This window comes from Paracoccus rhizosphaerae (assembly GCF_026162645.1).
Classification (GTDB): Bacteria; Pseudomonadota; Alphaproteobacteria; order Rhodobacterales; family Rhodobacteraceae; genus Paracoccus; species Paracoccus rhizosphaerae.
Map to the genome: position 1 here is coordinate 1 of NZ_JAOTBE010000016.1, position 25,089 is coordinate 25,089.

The window sequence follows — 25,089 nt, forward strand, 5'->3', positions numbered from 1 at the left end:
GCCAATGCGCCATGGCACGCGCCAGCTCTATGGTAAGCGCGCGCGCCATGGCGCCGGCCATCGTCACCTGGCCTGATTTTACGCCGCCGCGTGGCCGGGTTTTGCACCGCCGTTGACACGTGGCGGCGGGCTAATGCCGGGCATCTCAGCCTCTCCCAGCTCAAGGTGATGTCGGCAATCGAGGCCTGCCGGACCGAGGCGCTCGGCGGTCATGTGGTCGTGTGTGGCAAGTGCAGCCACCATCACGTCGCCTACAACTCCTGCAAGAACCGGCACTGCCCGAAGTGCCAGGGACCGGCGGCGCGCGACTGGATGGCGGCGCGCGCCGAGGACCTGCTGCCCGTGGAATACTTCCACGTCGTCTTCACCCTTCCGGAGGAAATCGCGCGGATTGCCTACTGGAACAAGCGGGCGGTGTATGGGCTGTTGTTCAAGGCATCCGCTGAAACGGTGAGGCTCAGCAGGACCTGCCCGCCGTGGTTCGATGTCCCCTCTTTGCCGGCGTGGCAATATTCCTACCTGGGCGGCTGCGGTATCACCGCGTTGACCAGCGTCCGCTGGACAATCCATTCCCCATCCACCCTCTCCAGGATGGCGAGATGGTAGCCCGCCAGCGGCTTGCCCGACGGGTCAAGGATCGTGTACCGAGCGATGTCCCAGGCCGTGTCGCCAAGCACCTCGATCTCGAGCGTCTCGACCTCCATGTCGCTGAAACCGGCCTCAAAGCTGTTCCGGTAGCGCTGTTCGACGGCGTCGCGGCCCTCGAACACCTGACCGAGCGGGCCGTAATAAACCACCTCTTCGCTGAACAGCCGTGAAACCGCCTCGGCGTCTTGCCGGTTGAAGCGTGCCTCATATTGGCCGAGTCTTTTCTCAATCGCCCTGACCGCTTCGGACTCCGCTCCGGCCGTGCCGGGGAGCATGGCCGACAGCGCAAGTGCGGCGACGGCCATGATTTGAGGTCGCATGTTGAAGAGCATCTTCGATTCCTCCTTTTCCCGAGTTGCGAAGAGTCTGTCGGTTGAGAACCGACCCTGTAAGTGCGAGAGTCGACGGCATCGGTCCATTTCCGTCGCGGAGGACGAGAACGACCTCTGCGCCGCCAATACATGTGAGCCTCGTCGCCGTTCCGGGAAGCTTGGCGATGCCCGTTGCCGGGCTTTACGAAGTGCTGACGGCCTTTCCAGTCGTGGCGAGTTTCCACGAGGGCGTGCCCGCGTCGCCGCCTTTCGAGGTCGAGATTGTCGGAACGGCACCGGGGACGGTGATCGCCGGCAGCGGACTGCCGATCACCATCGAGCGCGCCGTGGCGGAGGTGGAGGATACCGATATCGTCATCGTGTCGACCATGGCGGTAGAAGAGAGCTGGGTGGTGGACCGGCATCCGGAACTTGTGGCTTGGATGCAGCGCATGCACACCAGAGGAGCAGTCCTCTGCTCCGCCTGCACCGGCCTCGGCCTGCTGGCGGAGACTGGTTTGCTCGACGGTCTCCCGGCGACAACCCATTGGGCCTTTGAGCAAACCGTCCGGGCGTCTTTCCCGAAGATTGATCTGCGTCTGGATGAGGTGCTTGTTACGGCAGGCGAGCGAGAGGAGTTCGTCATGTCGGGCGGGGCCGCCTCGTGGCAGGATCTCGTGCTCTACCTTATTGGCCGCTTCGTCAGTCCGATCGCCGCGCAGGCCATCGCAAAGTTTGAGTTGCTGGAACGCCACGCAGAGGGTCAGGCGCCCTACTTACCGTTTCTTCCGGACACTCAGCACGGCGATCGTCTGGTGTCCCAACAACAGGAGTGGTTGAAGGAGAATTTCGCGGTCGCGAGTCCGGTGGCCGAGATGATCCGCAGATCCGGCCTGTCGGACCGCGCATTGGAACGACGGTTCAAGCAAGCCACCGGGCTGACCCCGATCGCCTATGTTCAACAGGTCCGCGTCGACCAGGCGAAGCGAAAGCTCGAACAGAGCGACCTGACGATTGACCAGATTAGTTGGGACGTTGGATACGAAGACTCGGCGGCCTTTCGGCGGCTTTTCAAGCGGATCGCCCGTGTAACGCCCAGCATCTACCGCCGCAAATTCGCACCAACCACGAAACGCTGACAGCCGTAGTGATCAAGTTGGTGTGCGCGCACCACGGTGATCCGACCACACATTCCATGAACATCCGACCGGCCATTCCACGACCATCCGACCACCCGTTCCAGCCGCATCCGACCAGGCTGATCTGAGCGGGTTCCGTCACGCGGGGCGGGTCTGAGGCAGACGCCTGCGCTACCCAGAAGCTGTTTTGACAGCGGAAGAAGGGGTGCGATGAGGAGACTGCCGATGAGGAAGATCGAGGACGTGCTGCGCCTTCATGCGCAGGGAATGTCGACCCGGCGGATCGCACTCGCGACCCGCGTCGGTAAGACAACGGTGATCGAGTATCTGCGCCGCGCCGCGGTGGCTGGCCTGTCCTGGCCGCTGCCCGAGGGCTTAGACGAGGAGGCACTGGAGCGGCGAGTGTTTCCGCCTCCGCCGCCCTCGCAGGACCGGCAATTCGCCGCTGCAGACTGGGCGATGGTTCATCGCGAACTGAAGCGGCCGGGCGTCACGCTGGCGCTGCTTTGGGACGAGTATCGGGGCCAGCACCCCGACGGCTATGGCTACTCGGCCTTTTGCGAGCATTATCGCCGTTGGGCTGGGCGGCTTTCGCCCGTCATGCGCCAACGCCATGTCGCAGGCGAGCGGATGTTCGTCGACTACTCGGGCACCCGGATGACAGTGACCGACCCGGTAACCGGCACGGCCCGTCCGGCGGAGATCTTCATCGCCGTCATGGGCGCCTCGAACATGACCTACGCGGAAGCTACCTGGAGCCAGGCGCTGCCGGATTGGATCGGTGCGCATACCCGTGCCTTCGCCGCGTTTGGTGCGGTGCCGGCGCTGGTGGTCTCCGACAACCTGAAGTCCGGCGTGATCCGGGCCTGCTTCTACGAGCCAGAGATCAACCGCAGCTACGCCGAGATGGCGGCGCATTACGGCACCGCCATCCTTCCGGCACGTCCTTACAAACCGCGCGACAAGGCCAAGGTCGAAGGGGCGGTTCTTCTTGCTCAGCGTTGGATCATCGCGCGACTGCGCAACCGGCAGTTCTTCACCCTCGACGAACTCAACGCTGCCATCCGCGAAGAGCTTGCCCGCCTGAATGCCCGCGTCAGCCGTCACCTTGGCGCCGCACGTCAGGAGCTCTTCGAGACGCTCGACCGCCCCGCGATGCAGCCGCTGCCCCCGGAGCCTTTCGTCCACGCCGACTGGCGCCGCGCCACGGTCGGCGCCGACTATCATGTCCGGTTGGAGGGCCACCATTACTCGGTGCCCCACGACCTGATCCGCCAGCAGCTCTGGGCGCGGCTGACCGCAGGCACAGTCGAGATCTTCCGCGCCGGCAAACGCGTGGCCTGCCACAGGCGCGCCGCCCCGGGCGACACCGGTGCGACGACGCTGAACGACCATCGTCCCGCCAGCCATCGCCGTTATGCCGAGACCACGCCCGAGCAGCTGCGCGACCGGGCCGCCCGCATCGGTCCTGCCACCGGGATCCTGATCGACGTCATCCTCCGCGACAGGCCGCACCCCGAACAGGGCTTTCGCTCCTGCCTCGGCATCCTGCGTCTGGCCCGCAGCTATGGGCCCGAGCGGGTCGAGGCCGCCTGTGACCGTGCGCTCGCCATCAACACCCGCACCATGACCTCGGTGAAGTCGATCCTGCTGAACCGCCTCGACGGCCGTCCCCCGGACCGGCGACCCGAAGCCCCGCCCATCACACACGCCAATATCCGCGGCGCCAAGTTCTTCCACTGACCGAAGGAGACAAACCCTTGCTGACTCACCCCACCCTTGAGGCGCTGAACGCGTTGAAGCTCGACGGCATGGCCGAAGCTTTTGCCGAGCTGATCAGCGAAGATCGCGGTCGCAGCCTCGACCCCGTCGCCTGGATCGGGCTGATGCTGGACCGCGAAGAGGCCCGGCGCGGCACCCGCCGGTTCCAGTCGCGCCTGCGGGCCGCCAACCTGCGCCATGGCGGCGCCTGCATGGAGGATGTGGACTACCGGACCTCCCGCGGCCTCGACCGCGCCTTGTTCCAGAGCCTCGCCAGCCCTGACTGGATCGACCGGCACCGCTCGGTCCTGATCACCGGGCCCTGCAATCCTGCTTCATAATGCCCACCTCACTATGTCCATATAAGAAAAGTGTTTTTTGATACGGATTCTCAGACGGCGGGCGGCCGCCGCGCCTTTTATTCGCTGCTTCAAGCACATCATCCCTGCCAATATCGTCCATGTTGATGATCCAGGGTGCGCCTTTGCAGAATTGTTGCGCCGGCAGTCGTCCTTCCTGGATCAGGCGGCGCACGCTTGATGGACTGATTGCCAAGGCCTTGGCTGCCTCCTCAAGCGTCAGCTCACCGCGCTCCTGGCGTTCGCCCTCACGATAAACATCGATCTGATGGTGATTGCGAAGACTGCACACGCGCGATTGCGTCCATCCGTTGCTCCGTCCGGTCACCTTTCCTGCCCGGTTGAGTGTTGAGGCAATCAGCTTGTCAGGCATGAGACGGGCCAGCGCACGCGCGAGATCGACGATATCCCGCTCGGTACTCCAGCGGTGCTGACCGCTGCGGTTCTTGCGGACAGACAGTGCGGAATGCGCGCCACCTTGCCAGCGGATAACAAGCTCAATGGTCTCTCCGTCCACGCGCGCGATGATCTCCTCGACCAGAGTGCGAATGATCTGTTTCTTGGTGGCAGGTGCTGCACCTGGGCTTGTCCATGCACGCTCAAGATCGGCCCCCAGGCTCAACAGCCTGGCGCGATCGGCGGTGCCCGCCTTTTGCGACAGGGCCGCCGCATCATGCGCCTTGATCTGATCCTCGAGCGCGACCACTGCACCAAGCCGCGCATTCCAGCGCGCTTCCAGTTCTCCTGCCACCAGACGATTATCGGGATCGACCGCATCGTACTGGCGCCGGGCGCGAGAGGCTTCGTAGCGCGCCTGCTCCAGGCTCAGCTCAAGCTGATGGCGTTTTTCCTCATGTGCCTGACCTTGGGCCACCTCTGCCTCGAGTGCCGCCTCTATGCCGAGTGGTTGCAGCCGCGCGATGATCTCGGCGCTGATCGCCCGATCGACCCGCATGCCCCCGAACGAGATGCAGCGCGCACCACCGTGATTGAGCTGACTGCCGCGGCAATGATAGCGGCCGGTGTTGCCGCCCTTGCCCGAATAGGCGACGTGAAGGTTGCGCCCGCAATGGCCGCATCTCAGAAGCCCGGCCAGAAGAGCCTCGCCCCGCCGTATTGCACCGCGCCCCGGACCGAACTTTCCTGTGGCGTTGTCCGCAATCAAGCGCTGGTTCCTCTCGTAGATATCCCAGCTGATATAACCATCATGATGATCGGGGATCAAAACATCCCAGTCGTCCTGTGGCTTGCGCAACCCCTGGATCACACGCTTGCGCCCGTCCTCGATCACCGTGCGCGAGCCGGTGCGGCCAAACACATAGGCTCCGGCATAGATCGGGTTGCTGAGGATGTGCAGAACCGTGTTGTAGACGGGCAGTTTCCACCGGATTTCGCGCCCCGCTGGTCCGTGGACAACCGCCGGGAGCGAGATCTGTTCTTGCCGGAGCCACACATGCACCTGCCGGACGGAGCGCATCTCATCGAATTTGGAAAACACCAATCCGATGGCGTCCTGGACCCGCCGGTCAGGATCCTTGTCAATCCGATCACGGCCGATGCGCACATAGCCGATAGCAACCGTCATGAACAGTTCGCCGCGGCGTGCCTTCTGACGCAGGGCCTCATGGGACCGCTGTCGAAGGACCGACAGCTCCATCTCGCTCATGGTTCCTTTCATCCCGAGCAGCAGGCGGTCATTGGGATGGCGTGGGTCGTAAATCCCATCTTCATCGACAATAAGCGTGGAAACCAAGCCGCAAAACTCCAGCAGCGTGTGCCAATCGCGGCCATTGCGCGCCAGCCGCGAGGCTTCGATCGACATCACCGCACCAACACGACCTTCACAGATCCCGGCGAGAAGCTTCTCGAAACCGGGCCGTGCGACGCCGGAGCCCGAGCGGCCAAGATCATCGTCGATGACCGCTACATCGGCCCAACCAAGCTGGCGCGCGCGCTCCACAAGAGCGTACTGGCGCCGTTTGCTTTCGAGGTTATGCGCGACCTGGTCTGCGGTCGATTGCCGGATATACACGACGGCTTGGCGCGCCAGATGATCAGAGCCCACCTTACTCATCGTGTGTCTCCCGCGCCGCCGACGGGTCCTCCAGGTCCGCCACGTCGCGCGCGGCTTCGCTCAGGAGCGCTCCCGTGAGCCTCAGAAGACGCCGTCGGCGGTCCGGCGGGATCGTTGCGGGATCGGGGGTGGCATCGAACAGATGCAGTTGAAGAGGATGGGTCTCTGTCATTCTCGCCTCCGCTGTCCGGGGATGATTCCCCGCCAGGCAAGCGTAAGGACCGATCCAGGATTGCGCGGGCCTCGAGGAGCGCCGCAACCGAAAGTGCTGGATCGCGAACGACAACCGCATCCCCCGATCTCTCCTCGGTCATCCAGGCCGGGATCTTTGCCAGCGTTCCGTCATGCTGAACAATCGTCAGATGCGCGGCCCCACCACGACACGAGCGCGCGACCACCTGCACCACCTGTCCCGCCTGAGGATGAAACAGATAACAAATCCGAACCTCAGATCCCGGAAAGCGGGCAGTCTCTCGTTGGCTTGCCGGGGTCGGCAAGTCGTGGCTGGCCTGCGCACTCGGCCACGGGGCCAGCCGCGCCGACCGCACCGTTCTTTACCACCGGCTGCCGCGGCTCTTCGCCGACCTTGAGCTGGCGCGCGGCGACGGGCGCTTCGACCGGCTGTTCCGCAAGATCGCCCGCGTGGACCTTCTGATCCTCGACGACTGGGGTCCCGACCGCCTGACCGCCACGCAGCGCCGCGACCTGATGGAGATCGTGGAGGAGCGCTACGGCCGCCGCTCAACCATCGTCACCAGTCAGCTCCCCGTGGAGACCTGGCACGATGTCATCGGTGAGCCCACCTTCGCCGACGCCATCCTCGACAGGCTGGTTCACAATGCCTATCGCATTCCCCTGGATGGTCCGTCACTGCGCAAGACCGGCATCGACAACCGCGCAGGGGCCAGCCAATGAGCATAACGCCGATCCCGGCTTGCCCACCGGTCCCTCCCACGCGCCCGGCGCCGCCAGCCTCTTGGCGGGCGCGGCGCCGGGCGCGTGGGGCCCTCCCGTGGACAACCCTCCGCACCACCGTCACCCTTGACCGGATGCACCCGGATCAACCATGAAGAACTTGCCTCAGACCGCTACCGCCGACCGGTCGGATGCCCATGGAACGGCTGGTCGGATGTTGCTGGAATAAGCGGTCGGATGCCGTGGAATACGCATGGTGCAAGGCCGCTGGCAGAATGAACCTGTCAAAGCCAGTTTCAGATGTCGCATCCTGAAGGGCAGTCAAACTCAGGTCGGGCCAAGCTGCACCCGCAGCGAACGGCAGGAGGATCCGCAAAGCTGACGCTTGGCGGTGCCGTGACGGTTATTGATGAGCGACAAGCACCCTGTCCGCCGTATTGCCTCACTAAGGGAATGTTCCCGAAGGCGGATGCTGTCGCCTCACCTGAAGTGTTGCCGGGGCTCCGCCTGGTTCGGAGCTGCTACCCGGACAACTCGGGGGGTGCGCTTTCGGGCGCGGGGGGCTTCCGGCGGGGTGCGGAGCCCTAGCCAGTGCAGCGCCTCGCCGGAAAGCCCCCTGCTCGCGCTGACGGTATTCATGTCCCCCATGACCAGCGTCCGGGCGCTTTCAGATCAAGGCAGTGCTGACGCAAGGCGAACTGCGGCAGGCGATCCGACAGCATTTCAGGACCCCGATGTCGTTACAGTTCAAGGACCGCTCCTCGCTGCCTGGCCGTTTCCAGCACCGCCTGCCGCAACGGTTCGTTCCGCTTCAGGAGCTTTCGGAAGCCAGGTTCATCCAACAAGAGCATCGTGCAATGCGTTATGGCGGTGATCTGCCCGCGACGCGGCCGGTGCGTCAGCAATCCCAACTCCCCAAAAATCTCGCCGCGCCCTAGAGGATACGCTTGTCCGCCAACGCTGACCTCCACAGCGCCGGATGCGATGAAGTAGACGTTGCGCTCCACATCTCCTCGACGCACCAGAACCTCTCCCGGTTCGGCATAACGGGTCCTGAAGGCGCGCACCAGTTTCTGTCGCTGCCGGTCGTCCATGTCTTGAAATAACGGAAACTGGCGCGTGAACTCGGCTTTCTCCACCGCCAGGTCGAGCCTCGGACGCTGCGCCAGCTGCTTTCGAGCCTTTTCGATGGTCTGAAGCAGCTTCGTGTAGACCTCCCGGCCGATGAGGCCGTCACCGAAGAAAACATGGTATTCGTTCTCTTCAAGCCGAAGAGCTGTGCGCCGGATGAACCTGCGCTCCATCTCCGTGGCATAAGCTGGATACTGAAGTCGAAGCCCGTTCAGCGACTTCCGCGCCTCAGCTTCACGCTGCTTCAGCGCTTCATGCAGGAGGTCGGCAATGTGCTTGCCGTGGATGCGGCGGATCTTGGTGTCAATGTAGCCGTGCAGGTCGCTCAGGATCAGGCGCTGGTTCAGGAGGATCTCGAAACGGGCGGCTGTCAACTGAGTCAGGAGCCCCTGCAGGCCCAGCCTGTTGTGGAGCCGGATTGCCAGCGTGTAGCGGGGTCCGAGGTTCAGGGACCGTCGCCCGGCTTCGCGGTAGCCATTGCGCCCCTCGATCCGCGTGCTTTCGATAAGGCGGTCGACATCCGACAGCATCTGCTCCACGAGGCGGTCGGAAAGAAGCTGCTGCCGGAATGCGTCGAGGATCATGTCCCGCTCGCGTCCACCAAGGGCGACGAGGCCAAGAGTGACACGATCACTTTCCGCCGTGTCGTCCGCCGCCTCTGCGCGCTCAAGGGACCTGCTCAAACGCTCCGCAAACTGCTTAGCTTCGCTTCGGACCACGTCACTGTTCAACTCGTGACGCCGGGTGGTCCTGGACACACCCTCGCGCACGTTCTGAAGGGTCACGGCGATCACTTGGTTTGAAAGAGCCTGATCCAGCGGCGAAAGCCGGTCAAGGCGGAGCCTGCCGATCAGCCACCGGAGGGTTGTGCCCTGCACCAGGAGGGTGACCAGGGCGAAGCCTGTCGCGACGATACCGACTTCGTGCTTGACCGCAGCAGGAACAAGCGCGCTTTCAGCGACCGCCAGGGTCAGCGCAAGGGTTACGGCCCCTCGCAGACCACCCCACAGGATGGCAAGGCGGTAGGGACTCTCGACCGGTGGCGACAGCTTGAAACGGGACAAAAGCGGAAGCATGCCATAAAGCACGAGAGCACGAGCCACGATCGCGGAAACAGTGACAACGAGGATCAGGAACAGATCGTGCAGTTCGGCGTCCGCAATCAGCCGTGGGACCAGCAGAGCAGCAAGCACGAAGATGAACGACGTTGCCCAGTGGGCCAGGCTGTCCCAGACCTCGCGCATATAGGTCCAGTTTCCCGGGCCGATGCGCCCAGGGCCCAACATGTTGATGGTCAGTCCCGCAACCACCGTTGCCACGACGCCCGACACCCCGACCAACTGTTCGCCGATCACGAACGTGAGGTAAGCCAGTCCGACGCTTATCGAAAGCTGTCCGCGGGGAAAAGGATCCAGCCAGGACATGAGGCTCGAGCTTGCCCTGCCCATGATCCAGCCAAAGGCTATGCCTCCGAGAATAGGCACCGGAAATTGAACAAGCGCATCGCTCAGCGTGGGGTTGGGGACACCGGCCATGACGAATGTCAGAAAAAAGCTGTAGAGCGCGATGGCTGCCGCGTCGTTGAGCAGACTTTCTCCCTCGACGATCCGGGACAGCCGCAGCGGTGCAGAGGTGTTGCGGAAGATGGAGACCACAGCCGAGGGATCAGTCGTGGCCACGATGGCTCCCAGCATCAGGCAGGCTACCAACGGCAGGGACGTGAAAGGCGCAAGGGCAAACCCGATGACAAAGGTGGCGACGATCACGGCCACGATGGCCATCAGGATGATCGGGACCCAGTCATCGAGCATGCGCCGGACGTTCAACCTCAAGGCTACTTGAAAAAGCAGCGTCGGCAACAACAGGTACATGAACACGTTTGACCGGATCGGCAGGTTGAGGATTGCCGCGGCAGCAGGCGCGAAGAGTTCTCCGCCAACCCCCGCCGTTACAAGCAGCGCACCAATGCCGATCAGGGTTCCAACGAGGGCAAGAAGCACCGTGTAGGGCAGCCGCAACCGCTCGGCTAGAGGTTCGCACAACGCGATGAGGACCAGCAGAACGGCAATGACAGCAACGAAGAGGATCAGGTTCATGGCTTGATATTGCCTTGTCAGCACAGCAGGCGGAACACGAAAGCCTGCCGGTTAACCTTTATGCTATCTGATCATGATCCTCGTTCCCCGCCAGAGGCATAGCTTCCTGCCAAGGCGCGAGAACCCCAACTGAGCTTCGGCGCGCATGGCGGCTCGCAGAGCGACTGCCAGATCGGAGCAGGGTGCCATTGCTGTACGGTCTCCCCTACCCTCCTACATTAAGAATAAAGATAGATTAGGATTCAGTCCGCTTGACAGACTCGCGTAAGTCTATCGCCCTGCCCATCTCTGCCAGAGCCTGACCAAGCGGCGAGGCACCACACTGGAAACTGGCAAATGCGCCAAGATCCAGCGTTGCCACATACTCGGCCTCCATAGCTGCCGTGTCTGCGCGCGCAGCTCCGTCATCCTCCGGCAATGCAGGACGCCCTGACCAGCGACCGAGAAGCGCCAAGGCACGCCTGGGAGCTGACAGTCGATAGGCGTTGCTGACCTGTCTGACCTGAGGCCCACGGCCCTCACTGCGTATCGGCTCGAACCGGCGCAGCCAGTCCAGAAAACCGTGATCGCGCAGCGCCTTCATCGCGCGCACGACGGCATCTCGCGACCGTTTCAGCTTACCGGTGATCCAGTCGAGCGACGGGTCCAAGCGGCCTGTCTTGAAGCTGACCAGGTTTGCGAAGAGGGTCAGAAGCTCCAATGCAACACCACCCAAGGGACCGTTACGTTTTCCCCGCTCCTTGCCCTCCAGCTCGTAGCGTTGGGCGGCGCGAAGGATCTTCTGGACCTCCTGACGGGACGTGCCGCGCCAGAAAGACGCTTCGCACGATCCTGCGCGGCAAGAGTTACTGCGGATCGGGCGGCGGGTTACTGCGCGCTGGTCGGGGTACGCGCCTGCAATCACGCCGCCGAGGCTATTGAATAGACTGCCGCCTGCCGCGGCTGTTGGGATAGTCATCTGCTGCTCCTCGATTCCAAGAAGCGCGGTGTCCGCAGGCAAGCCTCATCCGTTCGCACAGATGCGCCTTTTGCTCTTGATTTTCGGAGGCGGGAAGATAACTATAGCAGGTGAAACATCGCTAGTTCAGGTCGCCAAACCTGAGTTACCAATCCCAAGCCCCCTCGTGCGGACCCCCGCGCGGGGGTTTTCTTTTGGGCTGGTCCCTTATCTGATGTGGCTCTTCCCTTTCCTTTTTGCGGGTACTTTGTCGGTCACCTGACGCATGCAGGGCGTTGGCGACAGTTCATCGTGTCGGGGTCGCCGGCTTTCTACACGCATCAGTAGCTGACCCACTCGGTAGAATACGTACCGGTGTAGTCCTGCATCCGAAGCAGGATCGCCCGGAAGCTTCCATACTCTGACGTGAAGGTGGTCCCTGTATGCTCAGCAATCGCTGTGCCGACCCAGCCAGGAACATCATTTTGAACCTGCCGGACGAACTGGCCTTCGCTGTTGTAGAAGTTCCGAACGGCGCTGACATACACGTCGCGGCCACCACTGCTGTTCTCGCTACGCTTGCGAAGCTCCCAGACCTCGACGGCATCCCGATACTGCCTCACCTCAGGAGTAAGCCCGTCAGACCCGAGATGAGGGGCAGGCCTTGATCCACCCCCACCCATCGGACAGTTCCAAAGCTGCAACGGCGGCTCGATCGGCCAAGGCGTCACGCGCCGGATGACCTCGATCTGGGCTGCTGTGCATTCGGCCGAAGGAGGAAAACCACCCGCCATGCACAAGAGGATCGCGCAGTCGATGGGGTAGGAACGAGCGGCAACACGCGACGGAGGTACAATTCCCGCCGACACAGCCACCACCAATCCCAACACCGGTGAGCGCAGATAGCGAAGCACAACCATTCTCCCTTAGCCGCCATAGCTATAGTTATGATGTCATCAGTATAATATCGTATAGTGCTTCTTACACTCGTTTGGCAACGGCAGGAGGTGCGATTTGACGATCGCAGGAGATAGCGAGCCTGCGCTCTGCCGAAGGTCTTCCAGGCCAACCTCCGGATCAACGTAAGCGCATACGGATCATCCTCGGCGCCGGACTGATCGGCGTGCAACGCGAGGGTACCAGGCAGCCCGGGACGGGTACGACGCGGTGTGGCATGGCGACGACCGCCCCACTGCCCTTCCCGCCGACCCGTATGACGGTCTGCAAGATCCGTGACTGGCAAATCGCTGCCGCGCGCCAGCAACCCTCCGCGGCCATCGGCCTCCTCCAGATCGTCGGCGACACCTATCGGTCACTCATCGATCAAGTGAACCTGTCCTTCATCACGCGTTTCAACCGGAGGACCCAGCCTAACAGAGCCCAGGATCCCGCGGTCGTATCACCATGATGGCGGAAAGCCGCCTGACGACAGTGCAGCGAGGCATCTGGACCATGGAGCCGAAGCGGACGTTCGCCCAAGATGGAACGTCATCGGGGCAGGGTTGGCGCGGAGGAGCCCATCGCCGCCCCTCGCGAATGCTGCAGCGAATGCAGGCGCAGCAAAAAGGGCTCGACCCTTTTGCAGCCGGTCGAAGAGCCAGGGTGCTGCTATGACATATGCCCGAAGCCTCGGTCGCTAGTCGGTGACCGAGGCGACGGCAGCAAGAGGCAGGAACGCATCCATTTGCGTTCAGTGATCACTGCTACCTGCTTCGTTCTCCTGAATTGGGTTGGTCATCATTTCCTGAGCGATGGCTTCATCCAGTGGGGTATCATAGCTCATGAGAATGAAGCCGAGCAGTGAGTAGAAGCCGACGGTCGCCATCAGGTCGAAGACAGCCGGTCGTCCAATTGCCTGTGCGAGTTCAGCCTCCAGGGACTTGGGCAGGTGATGCAGGTCGAACAGGGCGTCTACGGCGCGGGCAATCAGACCATCCTCGCCTGAAGGCGAGCCACGGAGTGACATGATCCGCGCATCTGGCATACCCAAGCTCCGGGCTCGGCTGACATGGTGCTGCCATTCATAGGTCGAGCCCATGCGGTACGCGGCACGCAGGATGACTACTTCCGACCGGACCGGTCCCAAGGCACTTTCTTTGACAATGTGCTGGCGGAGCGGCGCCCATGCCCGCAGCAGATCCGGATGATGGCCCATGGTCCGGTAGACGTTCAACGCGCCCGCGAAGCCATCGCGCAGGTCGGCAATCTCGGAAGGCCATTCTTCGTCAGTCAGCGGAGAACATGCTGATGTCATTGGACCGCTCTCGTTGCTGCGTCGATCGCGTCGGCCAGACGCTCAACAAGCTGGTCCACTTCCTCCGGGGAAATCACATAGGGCGGAGCAAGCAGCACATGGTCTCCCCGAACGCCGTCGATGGTGCCGCCCATGGGATAGCACAGAAGCCCGCGTTCCATCGCTTCGCGCTTGATGCGCGCATGCAGCCGCAGTTTCGGTTCGAACGGCTCCTTGGAGGCACGGTCTGCCACCATCTCGATGCCTCGGAACAGGCCGCGGCCACGGATGTCGCCGACGAAGGAAGAGTGCGCCAGCGCCGACTCGAGGCTTTCCTGCAACTTATCGCCCATGAGCGCGACGTGCTCCATCACGCCCGGTCGCGACAGGATCTCAACAACCTTGCTGGCCGCTGCCGCCGCAACAGGGTGACCGACATAGGTGTGGCCGTGCTGGAACAGGCCAGAGCCTTCTTCGAAGGCCCGGTACACGGCGTCAGACAGCAGCACCGCGCCGATAGGCTGGTAGCCGCCGCCCAGCCCCTTGGCGATGGTGACCAAGTCGGGTTGCACGCCCTCCGCTGCACAGGCAAAGATCGAGCCGGTCCGGCCCATGCCGCACATGACTTCATCCAGAATGAGCAGTACGCCATGCCGGTCGCACACCTCACGGATGCGGCGGAAATATCCCGGCACAGCCGGCACCGCCCCCATGGTTGCTCCTACGACCGGCTCGGCAACGAAGGCAATGACCTGATCTGCCCCAAGTGCGCGAATTTTGGCATCAAGCTCGTCGGCCAGTCTCTGGCCGTAGGCTGCGGCATCCTCGTCCGGCCGTTGATCGCGGTAGGTATAGCAGGGCGAAACATGATACGTCTCGGGCAGGATCGGCTGGAACTGCGCCCGACGCCAGACATTTCCGCCGGTTGCAAGCGCGCCGATCGTGTTGCCGTGGTAGCTCTGCCGACGCGCAATGATGTGGCGCCGCTGTGGCTGACCGATCTCTACGAAATACTGCCGCGCCATCTTCAGCGCGGCCTCTACCGCTTCCGACCCCCCTGACACCAAGTAAACAAAATCCAGCCCATCAGGTGCTAGACCGACCAGCCTCTCGGCCAGATCCTCGGCAACATCTGTGGTAAAAAACGACGTGTGTGCATAGGCCACGCGATCCATCTGTGCGCGCATGGCGTCCAGCACCTCGCCATTCCCATGCCCCAAGCAGCTGACAGCCGCTCCCCCTGAGCCGTCGAGATAGCTGCGGCCATTAGCATCCTCAATAAAAACGCCTTGTGCCGAGACTACGCGCGGTAGTTCAGCCTTGATCGTGCGATGAAGGATCTTTGTCATTCGGTTGACCTGTAAAAGCCGTGGCAGCAGGGGGAGCCTTCTAGACTGGAACTATGCCATGAACCGGAACATCGTGCAACATTCGTTTCATAAACCACTGTTGCAATACAAATGTATCATTAAGAGCTGACATTGTGCTTCCATGCTGTTCGGAAGATGATGTCCGGCTTCAGGAGGCTTCTATACAAATGTCTCAGCAGAAACTTTTGCGCGAGCGGATTGTCGAGAAATTCAACGACATGCCACGGCAGCTGCAACAGGCTGCGCGCCATGTGTTGGAGCATCCTGATGACGTTGCTCTTCTGTCCATGCGTGAAGTCGCCCGACAGGCCGGGGTCCAACCTGCCACCATGACGCGGCTGGCAAAATTCCTTGGGCTGACGGGCTACGAGGAGATCAAGGCTTCCCACACCGAAGCCATGCGCGTACAGGCTGAGGGCTTTGCTCACCAGCAGCAGCGTGTCACCGAAGACCCTTCTGGCTCGGGTGCTGCAATGCTGCAGGATCTGGCCACGCAGATCGCCCGCCTGGCTGAACCAGCCTCACTGGCTCAAATAGAGGCGGCAGCAGAACGACTTGCAAAAGCATCCCGCATCTTCGTCCTTGGCCTCCGCTCTACCCATTTGGTCGCGTGGCATTTCCGGTATGTGATGTCGCTGCTTGATGAGCGTGTGCATCATCTCGACGGACCCGCAGGCACCATTGGTGATGGATTGATGCGAGCCGGGCCAGGCGACGTACTGCTGGCGGTGTCAATCAACCCCTATGCCCGTCAAACGGCAGAACTGGTGCGCATCGCCCGCAACAAAGGTTTGAAGGTGGTGGCGATCACTGACAGCGAGGTTTCGCCTCTGGCCGGGCTTGCAAACGACCTTGTGGTTTGCCCCGCACAGCAGGGCGCAACCTTCTTTCATACGCTTGTCCCCGCTTTAGCGGTTTCAGAACTTCTCTGCGGTCTTTTGGCCAATCGCGATCCGGCAGCTACCCTTGCCGCGTTGGAGAAAACTGATCGGCACCTCTCGCAGCTCGAGACTTACATCAGGAAACTGCCAAGTAGAGGAAGCATATAGTCGGGATGTGAAGTAGCCAGTATGCAGCTGTAGCGAAGGGCGGCTGGATCCCACATCCCAGCCTCCCTGCGCCAAGATGGTATCGACGCAGAGAGCCCTTCACGCATGGTCAGGTAGGGTGAGGGAGCCGTCCTCGTTCAAAGGCCAGTAGGGATTATGGGCGATCTCCCAGACATGGCCGTCGAGATCGGCATAATAGCCTGAATAGCCCCCCCAGAATACCTCGTGGGGCGCCTTTATCGGGGCAGCCCCCGCATCCAGGCCGCGTTGGTATGCGGTGTCGACCGCCTTTCTGTCAGGCATGTTTAGAGCCAGCGTCATGGCACCGGTACCAAGTTCAGCGGCGGGACGATCTTGATCTTTCGCGAGTTCTTTCAGCCCGAAAAGACCGAGGACAAGACCATTGAGTTGATAGAAGACTATGCTTCCAGCTTCGCTGGGTGCGGGTGTCCAACCAAGCGCGCTGTAGAAGTTCTTCGCACGCTCGAGATTGTTGACGCCGAGGGTGACGAGGGTGATGCGCTGAGGGGTCATTAGATCTCCAGATACATGAGAGCTACATTATGGTAGAATATCATCTCACCCCCGATAAAGCACGATGAGCGACCGCTTCGTCCACACAGCAGCCGCTGCGCGGTAGGTCTCGCGGCACCGAGCGCCAATGCCCAGTTACGGGAAGCCCCAATACAGAACCATTGCCGCGGAGCGGCTTAGTCCTTGGGACGAACTCGCCAGACGGGCGCGTTGAGAATGGTCTCTTCACGTGCGCGTCAGCAAGCGCACGTATGCTTTCAAGTCCGCCTACGGGCTCCTCTATGGCTTGTCGAAGCTTTTGGTCGTGGCTCGGTCGACGTCGACCTCGTTGCGTGCGGCGGGAAAGCTTGGAGGATCAGCTGTACAGAGAGCGCAAAGGCCTCGCCTACACAGGCTCGAATGGCAGGTTCGTCAGTCATCGATGCAGGCCTGTTCATGAAGGCGCTTGCCTGCGGCTGCGGCGCACGTCCAAGGATAGGCAACGATGCAGCGTCCCCAAACACACCTTCTGCTAAGGTGCCAGAAATTACCCACAGCTTATAAGTGCGGGTTTTCCTGATGTTACCCTAAATCCTCCGTCTGGACTGCCGAAAGCCTGCGACTTCGATTGACAGGCAACCTCAGCAGGAACAGAACCAGAACATCTAGTGTTGGTCATTTATCTGCCAGAGGAGCCCGTTGCCATGCCCGCCCGCCGCCCCGATCTTTCCGAACTGCGCGAGCGGGTCGCCCGGCTGGAGGGTGATGGTCAGCGTGTGCAGGGCGTGCTGCCCTTCGGCATCAAGGAACTCGACCGGCGCCTGCCGCAGGGCGGGTTGGCGCTCGGCTGCCTGCACGAGGTGGCGGGGGGCGGCAACGGGGCCGTCGACGGCGCGGCGGCGGCCTGCTTTGTGGCGGGCATCGCCGCGCGGCTGCCGGGGCAGGTGCTGTGGTGCGTGACCGAGGCCGATCTGTTCGCGCCGGGGCTGGAGCAGGCGGGCCTACCACCCGGCAGGGTGATCCATGTCGAGGCCGGAGACGACGGTTCGGTCCTGGTGTCGATGGAGGAAGGGCTGCGGCACGGAGCCCTGGCCGCGGTGGTGGGCGATGTCGCGCATCTCTCCATGACGGCCTCGCGCCGTCTGCATCTGGCGGCCAAGGGCACGGGGACGATGGGGATCGCGCTCCGCCGGTGGCGGCGGCAGGCGGATGCCAACGACTTCGGTCAGCCGACGGCGGCAATGACGCGCTGGCGCGTCTCGGTGGTTCCTTCCGCGCCCTTGCCAGTGCCCGGCATCGGCCGCGCCCGCTGGCTGATCGAGCTGATCCGCGCGCGGGCGGGCGAGTGTCTGGATATCGAACTGGAGGCTTGCGATGGCTCGGGCCGTCTCGGTCTTTCTGCCGATGTGGCCGATCGATCGGCTGCGTGGGCAGGAGGACAGCATGCCGTCGGCTGAGGCGCCACTGATCCTGGCGGGCCGGGTCGGCAACCGCCGCGTGGTGACCGCCGCCTGTCCCTTGGCGACAAGCTCGCCTCGTTGGTTTCTGCGCAGGGCCCTCGGATGAACGGCTACGTCGAGCTGCAGGTGACCTCGCACTTCTCGTTCCTGCGCGGGGCGTCCTCGGCCGAGGAGTTGTTCGCCGCCGCTGCCCTGATGGGGATGAAGGCGCTGGCCGTCACCGATCGTAACTCTCTGGCCGGCATCGTTCGTGCCCATGAGGCGGCCAAGGACACCGGCGTGCGGCTGATCGTCGGCTGCCGGCTGGACCTGCACTGCGGCATGTCGGTGCTGGTCTATCCGACCGACCGGGCTGCCTATTCCCGGCTCTGCCGGCTGCTGTCCATTGGCAAGGGGCGGGCGGGCAAGGGGGCTTGCCACCTGGACTGGGCCGACCTTCAGGTCCATGCCGAAGGGCTGCTGGCGGTGCTGGTCCCGGACATGGCCGACGACACCTGCGCGCTGCACCTGCGCCGGTTGCGCGACACCTTCGGCGACCGCGCCTATCTGGCACTGACCCTGCGCCGGCGCCCGAACGACCAGCTGCGCCTCCACGAGCTCTCGAACCTGGCCATGCGAATGCGGGTGCCGACGGTGGTGACGAACGACGTGCTCTTCCACGAACCTTCGCGCCGGATCCTGCAGGACGTGGTGACGGCGATCCGCGTGGGCACAACCGTCGATGCCCTGGGCTTTCGCCGAGAGCGGCATGCCGACCGCTACCTGAAGCCGCCGGTCGAGATGCAGCGCCTGTTCGCGCGCTATCCAGAGGCCGTCGCGCGGACAGTGGAGATCGCCAGGCGCTGCCGCTTCTCGCTGGACGAGCTCAGCTACCAGTATCCCGAGGAACGCGCCGACCCGGCCCTGACCGCTCAGGAGACGCTGGAGCACCTGACCTGGGACGGCGCGCGGGAGCGCTATCCCGAAGGGCTGCCGGAGAAGGTCGTGGCGTCGCTGAAGCACGAGCTGCGCCTCATCGCCAAGCTGAAGTATGCGCCCTACTTCCTGACCGTCCACAGCATCGTCCGCTTCGCCCGCTCACGCGGCATCCTCTGCCAGGGCCGCGGCTCGGCGGCGAACTCCGCCGTCTGCTTCGTCCTCGGCATCACCTCCATCGACCCGGGTCGCAGCGACCTCCTGTTCGAGCGCTTCGTCAGCGAAGAGCGGCGCGAACCGCCTGATATCGATGTCGATTTCGAGCACGAGCGGCGGGAGGAGGTGATCCAGTGGATCTACGAAACCTATGGCCGCGACCGCGCGGCGCTGACGGCAGTCGTCATCCGCTACCGCACCAAGGGCGCGCTGCGCGACGTCGGCAAGGCGCTCGGCCTGCCCGAGGACCTGATCCGCGCGATCTCCTCCCAGATCTGGGCTTGGTCGGAGGAAGGCGTCAGCGACGACTATCTGCGCGAGTTGAACCTGAACCCGGCCGACCGCCGGCTGCGGCTGACCCTGCAACTGGCCGAGGAGCTGCGCGGCACGCCGCGGCACCTCAGCCAGCACCCGGGCGGGTTCGTTCTCACCCACGACCGGCTGGACGAGCTGGTGCCCATAGAGCCCGCCGCCATGCAGGACCGCCAGATCATCGAATGGGACAAGGACGACATCGAGGCGCTGAAGTTCATGAAGGTTGATGTTCTGGCGCTCGGCATGCTGACCTGCATGGCCAAGGGGCTGGATCTCCTCGCCGAGCACAAGGGCGCGCGTTACGACCTGGCGACCATTCCCCCCGAGGATCCACGCACCTATGCAATGATCCGCAAGGCCGACACGCTCGGCACCTTCCAGATCGAGAGCCGGGCGCAGATGGCCATGCTGCCCCGGATCAAGCCGCGCACCTTCTATGACCTGGTGGTGCAGGTGGCGATTGTGCGGCCGGGGCCCATCCAGGGCGACATGGTCCATCCCTATCTGCGCCGCCGCGAGGGGCTGGAGGCCATCGAATACCCGACGCCCGAGCTGGAGAAGGTGCTGGGCAAGACCCTCGGCGTGCCGCTCTTCCAGGAGCAGGCCATGCGGGTCGCTATCGAATGCGCGGGCTTCACGCCGGGCGAGGCCGACATGCTCAGGAAGTCCATGGCGACCTTCAAGTTCACCGGCGGTGTCTCGGCCTTCCGCGACAAGCTGGTCGAGGGCATGGTGGCGCGCGGCTACGAGCCCGAGTTCGCAGAGCGCACCTTTCGGCAGCTGGAAGGCTTCGGCTCCTACGGCTTTCCCGAGAGCCACGCTGCCAGTTTTGCGCTCGTCGCCTATGCCTCCTCCTGGCTGAAGTGCTGGCACCCGGATGTCTTCTGCGCAGCGCTCCTGAACAGCCAGCCGATGGGCTTCTATGCCCCTGCACAAATCGTCCGCGACGCGCAGCAGCACGGCGTTGAGATCCGTCCGCTCTGCATCAACGCCTCCCACTGGGACTGCACCCTGGAGCCGACGGAGGACGAGAGCCGCTTCGCCGTCCGCCTCGGGCTGCGCATGGTCAAGGGGCTGGCCAACATCCATGCAGCCACCATCGTGCTGCAGCGCGCCGACCAGCCCTTCGGTTCCATCGAGGATCTCTGGCGTCGGGTCCGCGTGCCGATCGCGGCGCTGACCCGCATCGCCGAGGCCGATGGCTTCCGCCCTACCCTGCGGCTTGGCCGGCGCGAGGCGCTCTGGCACCTGAAGGGGCTTGGGGACGAGGAACTGCCGCTCTTCGCGGCTGCGGCAGGCCGCGCGGGTGAGACGCTGGCGCAGGTCAATGAACCCGCCGTGGCCCTGCGGCCGATGACGGCCGGGCGTGAGGTGGTGGAAGACTACGGCCATACCGGACTGTCGCTGCGCCGCCACCCGGTCGCTTTCCTGCGCCAGGACCTCGCCCGACGCGGCGCGGTCACTTGCGCCGAGGCCATGACCTTGCGCAACCGCCGCTGGTGCAAGCTTGCAGGTATCGTCCTGGTCCGCCAGCGTCCGGGCTCGGCCAAAGGCGTCATGTTCATCACGCTCGAGGACGAGACCGGCGTCGCCAACCTGGCCATCTGGCCGAAGGTGTTCGAGGCCAACCGCCGGATCATCCTCGGTGCGGGTATGATCGGTGTGCAAGGACGCATTCAGCGCGAGGGCGATGTGGTTCACCACGTCGTCCACCGCATCGCGGACCTCTCGGCGGAACTGGCCAGCGTCGGCAGCCGGGGCGGCGCCTTCCCCCTGCCCCACGGCCGCGGCGATGAGTTCCGGTCGTCGCCATCCGGGCCCGTTCCGCCAGCTGCGCCTGACGGACCACGGCCGCGAGACATCTACACCCCTGACCTCCACATCGAGAGCGTCAAGGTGAAGGCGAAGAACTTCCGTTGAAGTGACGTGGGTCGCGACGAGGCCCTGGCCAAAGCTCGCCCGACAGGTTGCAGCGGTTCCAATGACGACAGCTGATCGCGTTCTGCGAATGGCGGTGTTAGACGCCTGTTGCATAGAAGCGGGAGTATAGCTTCCTATGGTTCTTGATACCAGGAAGGTGTTCACAGCTGTGAACTTGGGAGTGCTGGGTTTCGCGACAACGCCATCAGCATTGGAGCAGGCGTAAATTGTCCTGCCGCGGCTTTAGCACAAAGCTTGCGAAGATAAGCACCCGGAGAGCGGATGTGCTGGAAGCGCTGCAATATCGCGGCCAAAGTTGTTGCAGCAGCCTCATCACCCATCGTCTGCTTTGCTTCGTGCCAAACCGAGTAGGTGATCCCGAGCATGGGTCGCACGGTGTCAGCAGCTCTTAGCAGGTCGTGCCAGCTACCAATCTGATGTCCGCAATACGTCAGGATCTCAGGACAGACAGAGACGACTTGGCTTAATGGGACCACATCCGACTTGCTTCGGACTTCCTTCATGTCTTTGCCTCTTTCTGGTTCAGATAGTTCTTTATTTGAACTCTGATAGTGCTGCTCATTCTGGGCGTCAGTGCTGCTCAAATTCTCTGCCGCGTGCGGACACATGTATGCACGAAGCTCTTCGATCGCCGTCGCGAAAGCCGCCTTGATGGCTCGAAGCCTGTCCACGTTAGACTTTCTGCGCACTTCACCCGATGAAAGTCTTAGCAAATCGTTGTAACTAGTGAGGCAGGGCAAACTGGCGCTTTCGGAGGCCACCAATTCCAGCAGGCACAGCAAATCCCGGCGCATCAAACTTAAGTCGCCTTTCAGTTGCTTAATTTCCTCCGCCGCTGCACGTGCCGCCTGAGCCGCCTCTCGGATCTCCGCTATCCGACGGGGCAGGGGGGATAGGTCCAGACCGAAACGCTGCTCGCCTCGGCTATTGCGCCGAACATAGCGTTTGCCATTTGGGCTATCTTGCCGATCAACTACACCCGCTTCGACTAGCCGAGCCAGATGTCGGCGCATGGTCGAACAGGGCATACCATGCAGTCGTTCGCAAATTGCGGCGTTTGAAGCATGAACGACAAGCCGTGCGGGATCATCCATTGCTACATCTGGATAGAAGCTGAGCAGAGCGTTAAGGACCGTTAAATCCCTGTCGGTGAGGCCGAACGCCTCTTTTCCCACGCTCAAGTCGCGCAGCGCATCCCATTTGCTGACGCTCTCTGCTGGCATCGGCAGCGCAGGCTGCCGCTCATGTATCGTTCGCGCAGCAGCTAACGGCCGCCGAAACGGCGTCATAGCGTGATAACTCATATGTCATTCACGAAGACAAAGAAATTGTGGGCCGCAAACCATGAGGGGCTTGCAGAAGATGTCCGCTGCGACTACCTTTGAAGTGCTAAGATCAAAGGGTCTCGTGAGGTTTCGTGCTTTGCGGGACCTTTTCTTTGACTAGTTCGTGCCTCCTTATTGCTTAGGGTGCTTTGCCTTCAGCCGCGCTTCTTCCAGCGAGCATGAAGTTCCTCGATCGCAGCGGCAGCCTCGATTTGCAGCCATTCTGCGAATTTGTCGTCGGCGGTCCGGATGTCCAGCCGAACGCCATCCTTCGTCCTGACGGCTTTTCCTGCAGGCTCGCCTCCAAGAGTTATAGCCGCAGAATGCCTGCGTGTAGGACCAGACGTTGTACCTGTTTTCTTCAGGCGGCGGACAACTGCTTCGAACGCTGCAATAGATGGATCGACACTTTCAGGATTTGATTGCTCGCGAGCTCTCGTGGCAACGTTGATCAGCTCGAATTGGCTGACATCTGTATCGGCCATCGCAGCGGTCAGTGCTTCCCATCTCGGCCGGCCCACCCCATGCGCGGGCCCAATGGCATGGGCGAGCTCTGGGCCAACTAGCCTCGCAACCGAAAGCGCCATAGACACGGCCGATTTCGTCACGTTCAGCACATCGGCTACCTGCGCCTGACTTCCGAAGTTACCGTCTAGTAGTTGCTGGGCAAACATGGCTCGTTCGATGAAACTCAGGTCGCGCCGCGCTGTGTTCTCCGAAGCCTGTGCGCGGATAGCTGCGTGATCGTCCATTGACGCGATCATCGCTCGAATCTTTTGGACTTGGTCCGAGCTACGCACCGCCTCCAATCTACGTCGGCCATATACTAGCAGGTAGCGGTTCGAATCCACCGGATGGCGGCGCACGAGGATCGGGACTGTCTGACCTACTGCCTCTATCGAGGTGCGCAGATCGGCCACGTCCTGCGGATCCATGCGGTCGGCACGGCGGTCATCAATGATCTGGTCAGGATCCAAATCCCAGATGCGATGCCCGTCCACGGCATCTCGTGCCGAACGAAGGGCCCGGTTGTTTGTCATCATCGATGGCGGCGAGTCGTTGCCGCTTGGAGCTAAATTGTCCAACATCGACATGCGGCGCTTTTTGCTATCGCTCATTTCCGCCCCCACGTACTTTGGATAAGTTGTGCAATTTCGTCATTTACAGCGTTCAGGCTTTCAATAGCCCGGTCATAGGTGGACCGGGTGAAGGCTGATCGCTCCACTTCGTAAAGAGTTTGCTTAGTTAAGCCAGCGTCAGAAATTGCCGTGGATTTCAGCATCGTAGCATTTAGCACTTTGTCGCCATACATCGTGCGCAGGAATGCCACTATCCGGTTTTGTGGCGCGTCCGTGGGCTCGTAACGGGTCAGAAGGTAGCGCATCCAGTCATGCGACATATCTGCCCCACTCTCAGCGATCACATCCATCAGATCGGCAGTCATCCGCAGGAACTGGCTCATTGACATCACGTCGAGCATCTCCGGATGGATCGTGACCAATACGCCCGTCGCGGCTGACAATGCGGACATCGTCAGAAACCCAAGCTGTGGCGGACAGTCGATGACTACAACATCGTATTGTGCATCGACTTGCGCCAGCGCCTCTTTTACACGAAAGAAAAACAGCCCCGCGTTGCCCTGTGAAAGCGCACGTGGAGTTTCGTGTTCGAATTCCATCAGTTCAAGATTGCCCGGGATCAAATCCAGGTTGGGCAGGTAGGTGGTTCGGATCACCTCCCGGATCGGGACTGGTTCGTCATACCGGATTGCGTCGTAGAGAGTGCCACCTTCATGCAGGTCATACTCGGGCTGGACTCCATAAAGTGCTGTCATCGACGCTTGCGGGTCGAGGTCTATTGCGAGGACGCGATAGCCTTTCAGCGCCAGCCGCTGCGCGAGATGCGCTGAGGTAGTCGTTTTACCCGAACCGCCCTTGAAGTTCATTACCCCAATAATTTGCAGATGGTCGCCGCTGCGCCGGCCGGGCAAATAATCTCCAGGGTGCCTGGCCGTCTTCTCGAGCGTTTCACGCAGTTTCTGAAGATCCTGCACAGAGTAAAGCCGGCGGTTACCGCTGGTGAGTTCGGGTGATGGTCCTTTGCCGTCTAGATGCAGCTTCCGCAGATAGCTGTCGTTGACTCCAAGGAGCGCGGCCGCCTCGCCAGAGGTGAATTTCCTCATTGCCTTACTGGCATCGGGAGGAAATAGATTCTCTCGCTGAGAATGTAGTTGCTTTGCCAGCCACTCTGAGTGCTGACGGATGACGAAGTTGAGATCTTCCTCTGCGGAATTGTCTTTCATCGGCCAGTCCTGATGCGGCGTGTTCACGGAAGATATCGTTAAATCGTCAGCGTCCGTGACTATGTCGGAGAATCGGAGG

19 protein-coding genes and 2 pseudogenes are annotated in these 25,089 nt (G+C 62.2%); 9 read left to right on the forward strand and 12 right to left on the reverse strand.

Going from position 1 to position 25,089, the window contains the following annotated elements:
- Nucleotides 1-90: 90 nt before the first annotated feature.
- Nucleotides 91-453: pseudogene (locus OC184_RS08010) on the forward strand (IS91 family transposase); the annotation flags it as partial.
- A 62-nt stretch (nucleotides 454-515) separates the two neighbouring features.
- On the opposite strand, the gene OC184_RS08015 reads toward OC184_RS08010, so the two are convergent.
- Entirely contained in the window at nucleotides 516-980 is a 465-nt protein-coding gene (locus tag OC184_RS08015) for a YybH family protein (protein WP_265506679.1), read from the reverse strand.
- A gap of 164 nt (nucleotides 981-1,144) precedes the next feature.
- Between OC184_RS08015 and OC184_RS08020 the strand changes: the two genes are divergently transcribed.
- The 3 genes from OC184_RS08020 to OC184_RS08030 all read left to right on the forward strand — a co-directional run bounded on the left by OC184_RS08020 (nucleotide 1,145) and on the right by OC184_RS08030 (nucleotide 4,200).
- On the forward strand, nucleotides 1,145-2,098 hold the full coding sequence (locus OC184_RS08020) for a GlxA family transcriptional regulator (protein WP_265506680.1): 954 nt from the start codon (nucleotides 1,145-1,147) through the stop codon (nucleotides 2,096-2,098).
- A gap of 210 nt (nucleotides 2,099-2,308) precedes the next feature.
- Entirely contained in the window at nucleotides 2,309-3,841 is a 1,533-nt protein-coding gene (istA, locus tag OC184_RS08025; protein ID WP_265506681.1) for an IS21 family transposase, read from the forward strand.
- Nucleotides 3,842-3,858: 17 nt separating this feature from the next.
- On the forward strand, nucleotides 3,859-4,200 hold the full coding sequence (locus OC184_RS08030) for an ATP-binding protein (protein WP_265506682.1): 342 nt from the start codon (nucleotides 3,859-3,861) through the stop codon (nucleotides 4,198-4,200).
- On the opposite strand, the gene OC184_RS08035 is transcribed toward OC184_RS08030, so the two are convergent.
- Nucleotides 4,172-6,292, reverse strand: a complete 2,121-nt coding sequence (locus OC184_RS08035; RefSeq protein WP_265506683.1) for a recombinase family protein — start codon at nucleotides 6,290-6,292, stop codon at nucleotides 4,172-4,174. The two genes, OC184_RS08030 and OC184_RS08035, sit on opposite strands and share 29 nt — an antisense overlap.
- Nucleotides 6,285-6,464: a hypothetical protein gene (locus OC184_RS08040; RefSeq protein WP_265506684.1), complete on the reverse strand. Its 180-nt coding sequence runs from the start codon at nucleotides 6,462-6,464 to the stop codon at nucleotides 6,285-6,287. The genes OC184_RS08035 and OC184_RS08040 overlap by 8 nt, the downstream gene beginning before the upstream one ends.
- A gap of 314 nt (nucleotides 6,465-6,778) precedes the next feature.
- Here OC184_RS08040 and OC184_RS08045 point away from each other — a divergent pair.
- Nucleotides 6,779-7,207, forward strand: a pseudogene (locus tag OC184_RS08045) (ATP-binding protein); the annotation flags it as partial.
- A gap of 740 nt (nucleotides 7,208-7,947) precedes the next feature.
- On the opposite strand, the gene OC184_RS08050 reads toward OC184_RS08045, so the two are convergent.
- The 3 genes from OC184_RS08050 to OC184_RS08060 form a co-directional block, all read right to left on the reverse strand.
- On the reverse strand, nucleotides 7,948-10,434 hold the full coding sequence (locus OC184_RS08050) for a cation:proton antiporter (RefSeq protein ID WP_265506685.1): 2,487 nt from the start codon (nucleotides 10,432-10,434) through the stop codon (nucleotides 7,948-7,950).
- Nucleotides 10,435-10,669: 235 nt separating this feature from the next.
- Nucleotides 10,670-11,392: a helix-turn-helix domain-containing protein gene (locus OC184_RS08055; protein ID WP_265506686.1), complete on the reverse strand. Its 723-nt coding sequence runs from the start codon at nucleotides 11,390-11,392 to the stop codon at nucleotides 10,670-10,672.
- Nucleotides 11,393-11,712: 320 nt separating this feature from the next.
- Nucleotides 11,713-12,285 (reverse strand): hypothetical protein, encoded by a 573-nt coding sequence (locus tag OC184_RS08060; RefSeq protein ID WP_378927203.1) that lies wholly within the window; start codon nucleotides 12,283-12,285, stop codon nucleotides 11,713-11,715.
- 260 nt (nucleotides 12,286-12,545) lie between these two features.
- Between OC184_RS08060 and OC184_RS08065 the strand changes: the two genes are divergently transcribed.
- Entirely contained in the window at nucleotides 12,546-12,779 is a 234-nt protein-coding gene (locus OC184_RS08065) for a hypothetical protein (RefSeq protein ID WP_265506688.1), read from the forward strand.
- Between the two features lie 282 nt (nucleotides 12,780-13,061).
- Here the strand turns inward: OC184_RS08065 and OC184_RS08070 are convergent, their stop codons facing one another.
- Both OC184_RS08070 and OC184_RS08075 read right to left on the reverse strand, forming a co-directional pair.
- Nucleotides 13,062-13,625: a carboxymuconolactone decarboxylase family protein gene (locus OC184_RS08070; protein ID WP_265506689.1), complete on the reverse strand. Its 564-nt coding sequence runs from the start codon at nucleotides 13,623-13,625 to the stop codon at nucleotides 13,062-13,064.
- Nucleotides 13,622-14,953 (reverse strand): aspartate aminotransferase family protein, encoded by a 1,332-nt coding sequence (locus OC184_RS08075; RefSeq protein WP_265506690.1) that lies wholly within the window; start codon nucleotides 14,951-14,953, stop codon nucleotides 13,622-13,624. The genes OC184_RS08070 and OC184_RS08075 overlap by 4 nt, the downstream gene beginning before the upstream one ends.
- Nucleotides 14,954-15,141: 188 nt before the next feature.
- Here OC184_RS08075 and OC184_RS08080 point away from each other — a divergent pair, with 188 nt between their 5' ends.
- Entirely contained in the window at nucleotides 15,142-16,023 is an 882-nt protein-coding gene (locus tag OC184_RS08080; RefSeq protein WP_265506691.1) for a MurR/RpiR family transcriptional regulator, read from the forward strand.
- A 99-nt stretch (nucleotides 16,024-16,122) separates the two neighbouring features.
- Here the strand turns inward: OC184_RS08080 and OC184_RS08085 are convergent, their stop codons facing one another.
- Nucleotides 16,123-16,557 (reverse strand): VOC family protein, encoded by a 435-nt coding sequence (locus OC184_RS08085; protein ID WP_265506692.1) that lies wholly within the window; start codon nucleotides 16,555-16,557, stop codon nucleotides 16,123-16,125.
- A gap of 683 nt (nucleotides 16,558-17,240) precedes the next feature.
- Here OC184_RS08085 and OC184_RS08090 point away from each other — a divergent pair.
- Both OC184_RS08090 and OC184_RS08095 read left to right on the forward strand, forming a co-directional pair.
- Entirely contained in the window at nucleotides 17,241-17,993 is a 753-nt protein-coding gene (locus OC184_RS08090; RefSeq protein WP_265506693.1) for an ImuA family protein, read from the forward strand.
- Nucleotides 17,994-18,098: 105 nt separating this feature from the next.
- Nucleotides 18,099-21,362 (forward strand): error-prone DNA polymerase, encoded by a 3,264-nt coding sequence (locus OC184_RS08095; RefSeq protein ID WP_265506694.1) that lies wholly within the window; start codon nucleotides 18,099-18,101, stop codon nucleotides 21,360-21,362.
- Nucleotides 21,363-21,523: 161 nt separating this feature from the next.
- Here OC184_RS08095 and repC read toward each other — a convergent pair whose 3' ends face one another.
- The 3 genes from repC to repA all read right to left on the reverse strand — a co-directional run bounded on the left by repC (nucleotide 21,524) and on the right by repA (nucleotide 25,010).
- The gene (repC, locus tag OC184_RS08100; protein ID WP_322630191.1) at nucleotides 21,524-22,687 is read right to left on the reverse strand and encodes a plasmid replication protein RepC; all 1,164 of its coding nucleotides are present in this window, start codon (nucleotides 22,685-22,687) and stop codon (nucleotides 21,524-21,526) included.
- A gap of 176 nt (nucleotides 22,688-22,863) precedes the next feature.
- Nucleotides 22,864-23,826, reverse strand: a complete 963-nt coding sequence (gene repB, locus OC184_RS08105) for a plasmid partitioning protein RepB (protein ID WP_265506695.1) — start codon at nucleotides 23,824-23,826, stop codon at nucleotides 22,864-22,866.
- Nucleotides 23,823-25,010: a plasmid partitioning protein RepA gene (gene repA, locus OC184_RS08110; protein ID WP_265506696.1), complete on the reverse strand. Its 1,188-nt coding sequence runs from the start codon at nucleotides 25,008-25,010 to the stop codon at nucleotides 23,823-23,825. Before repA ends, repB begins: the two co-directional genes overlap by 4 nt.
- Between the last annotated feature and the right edge of the window lie 79 nt (nucleotides 25,011-25,089).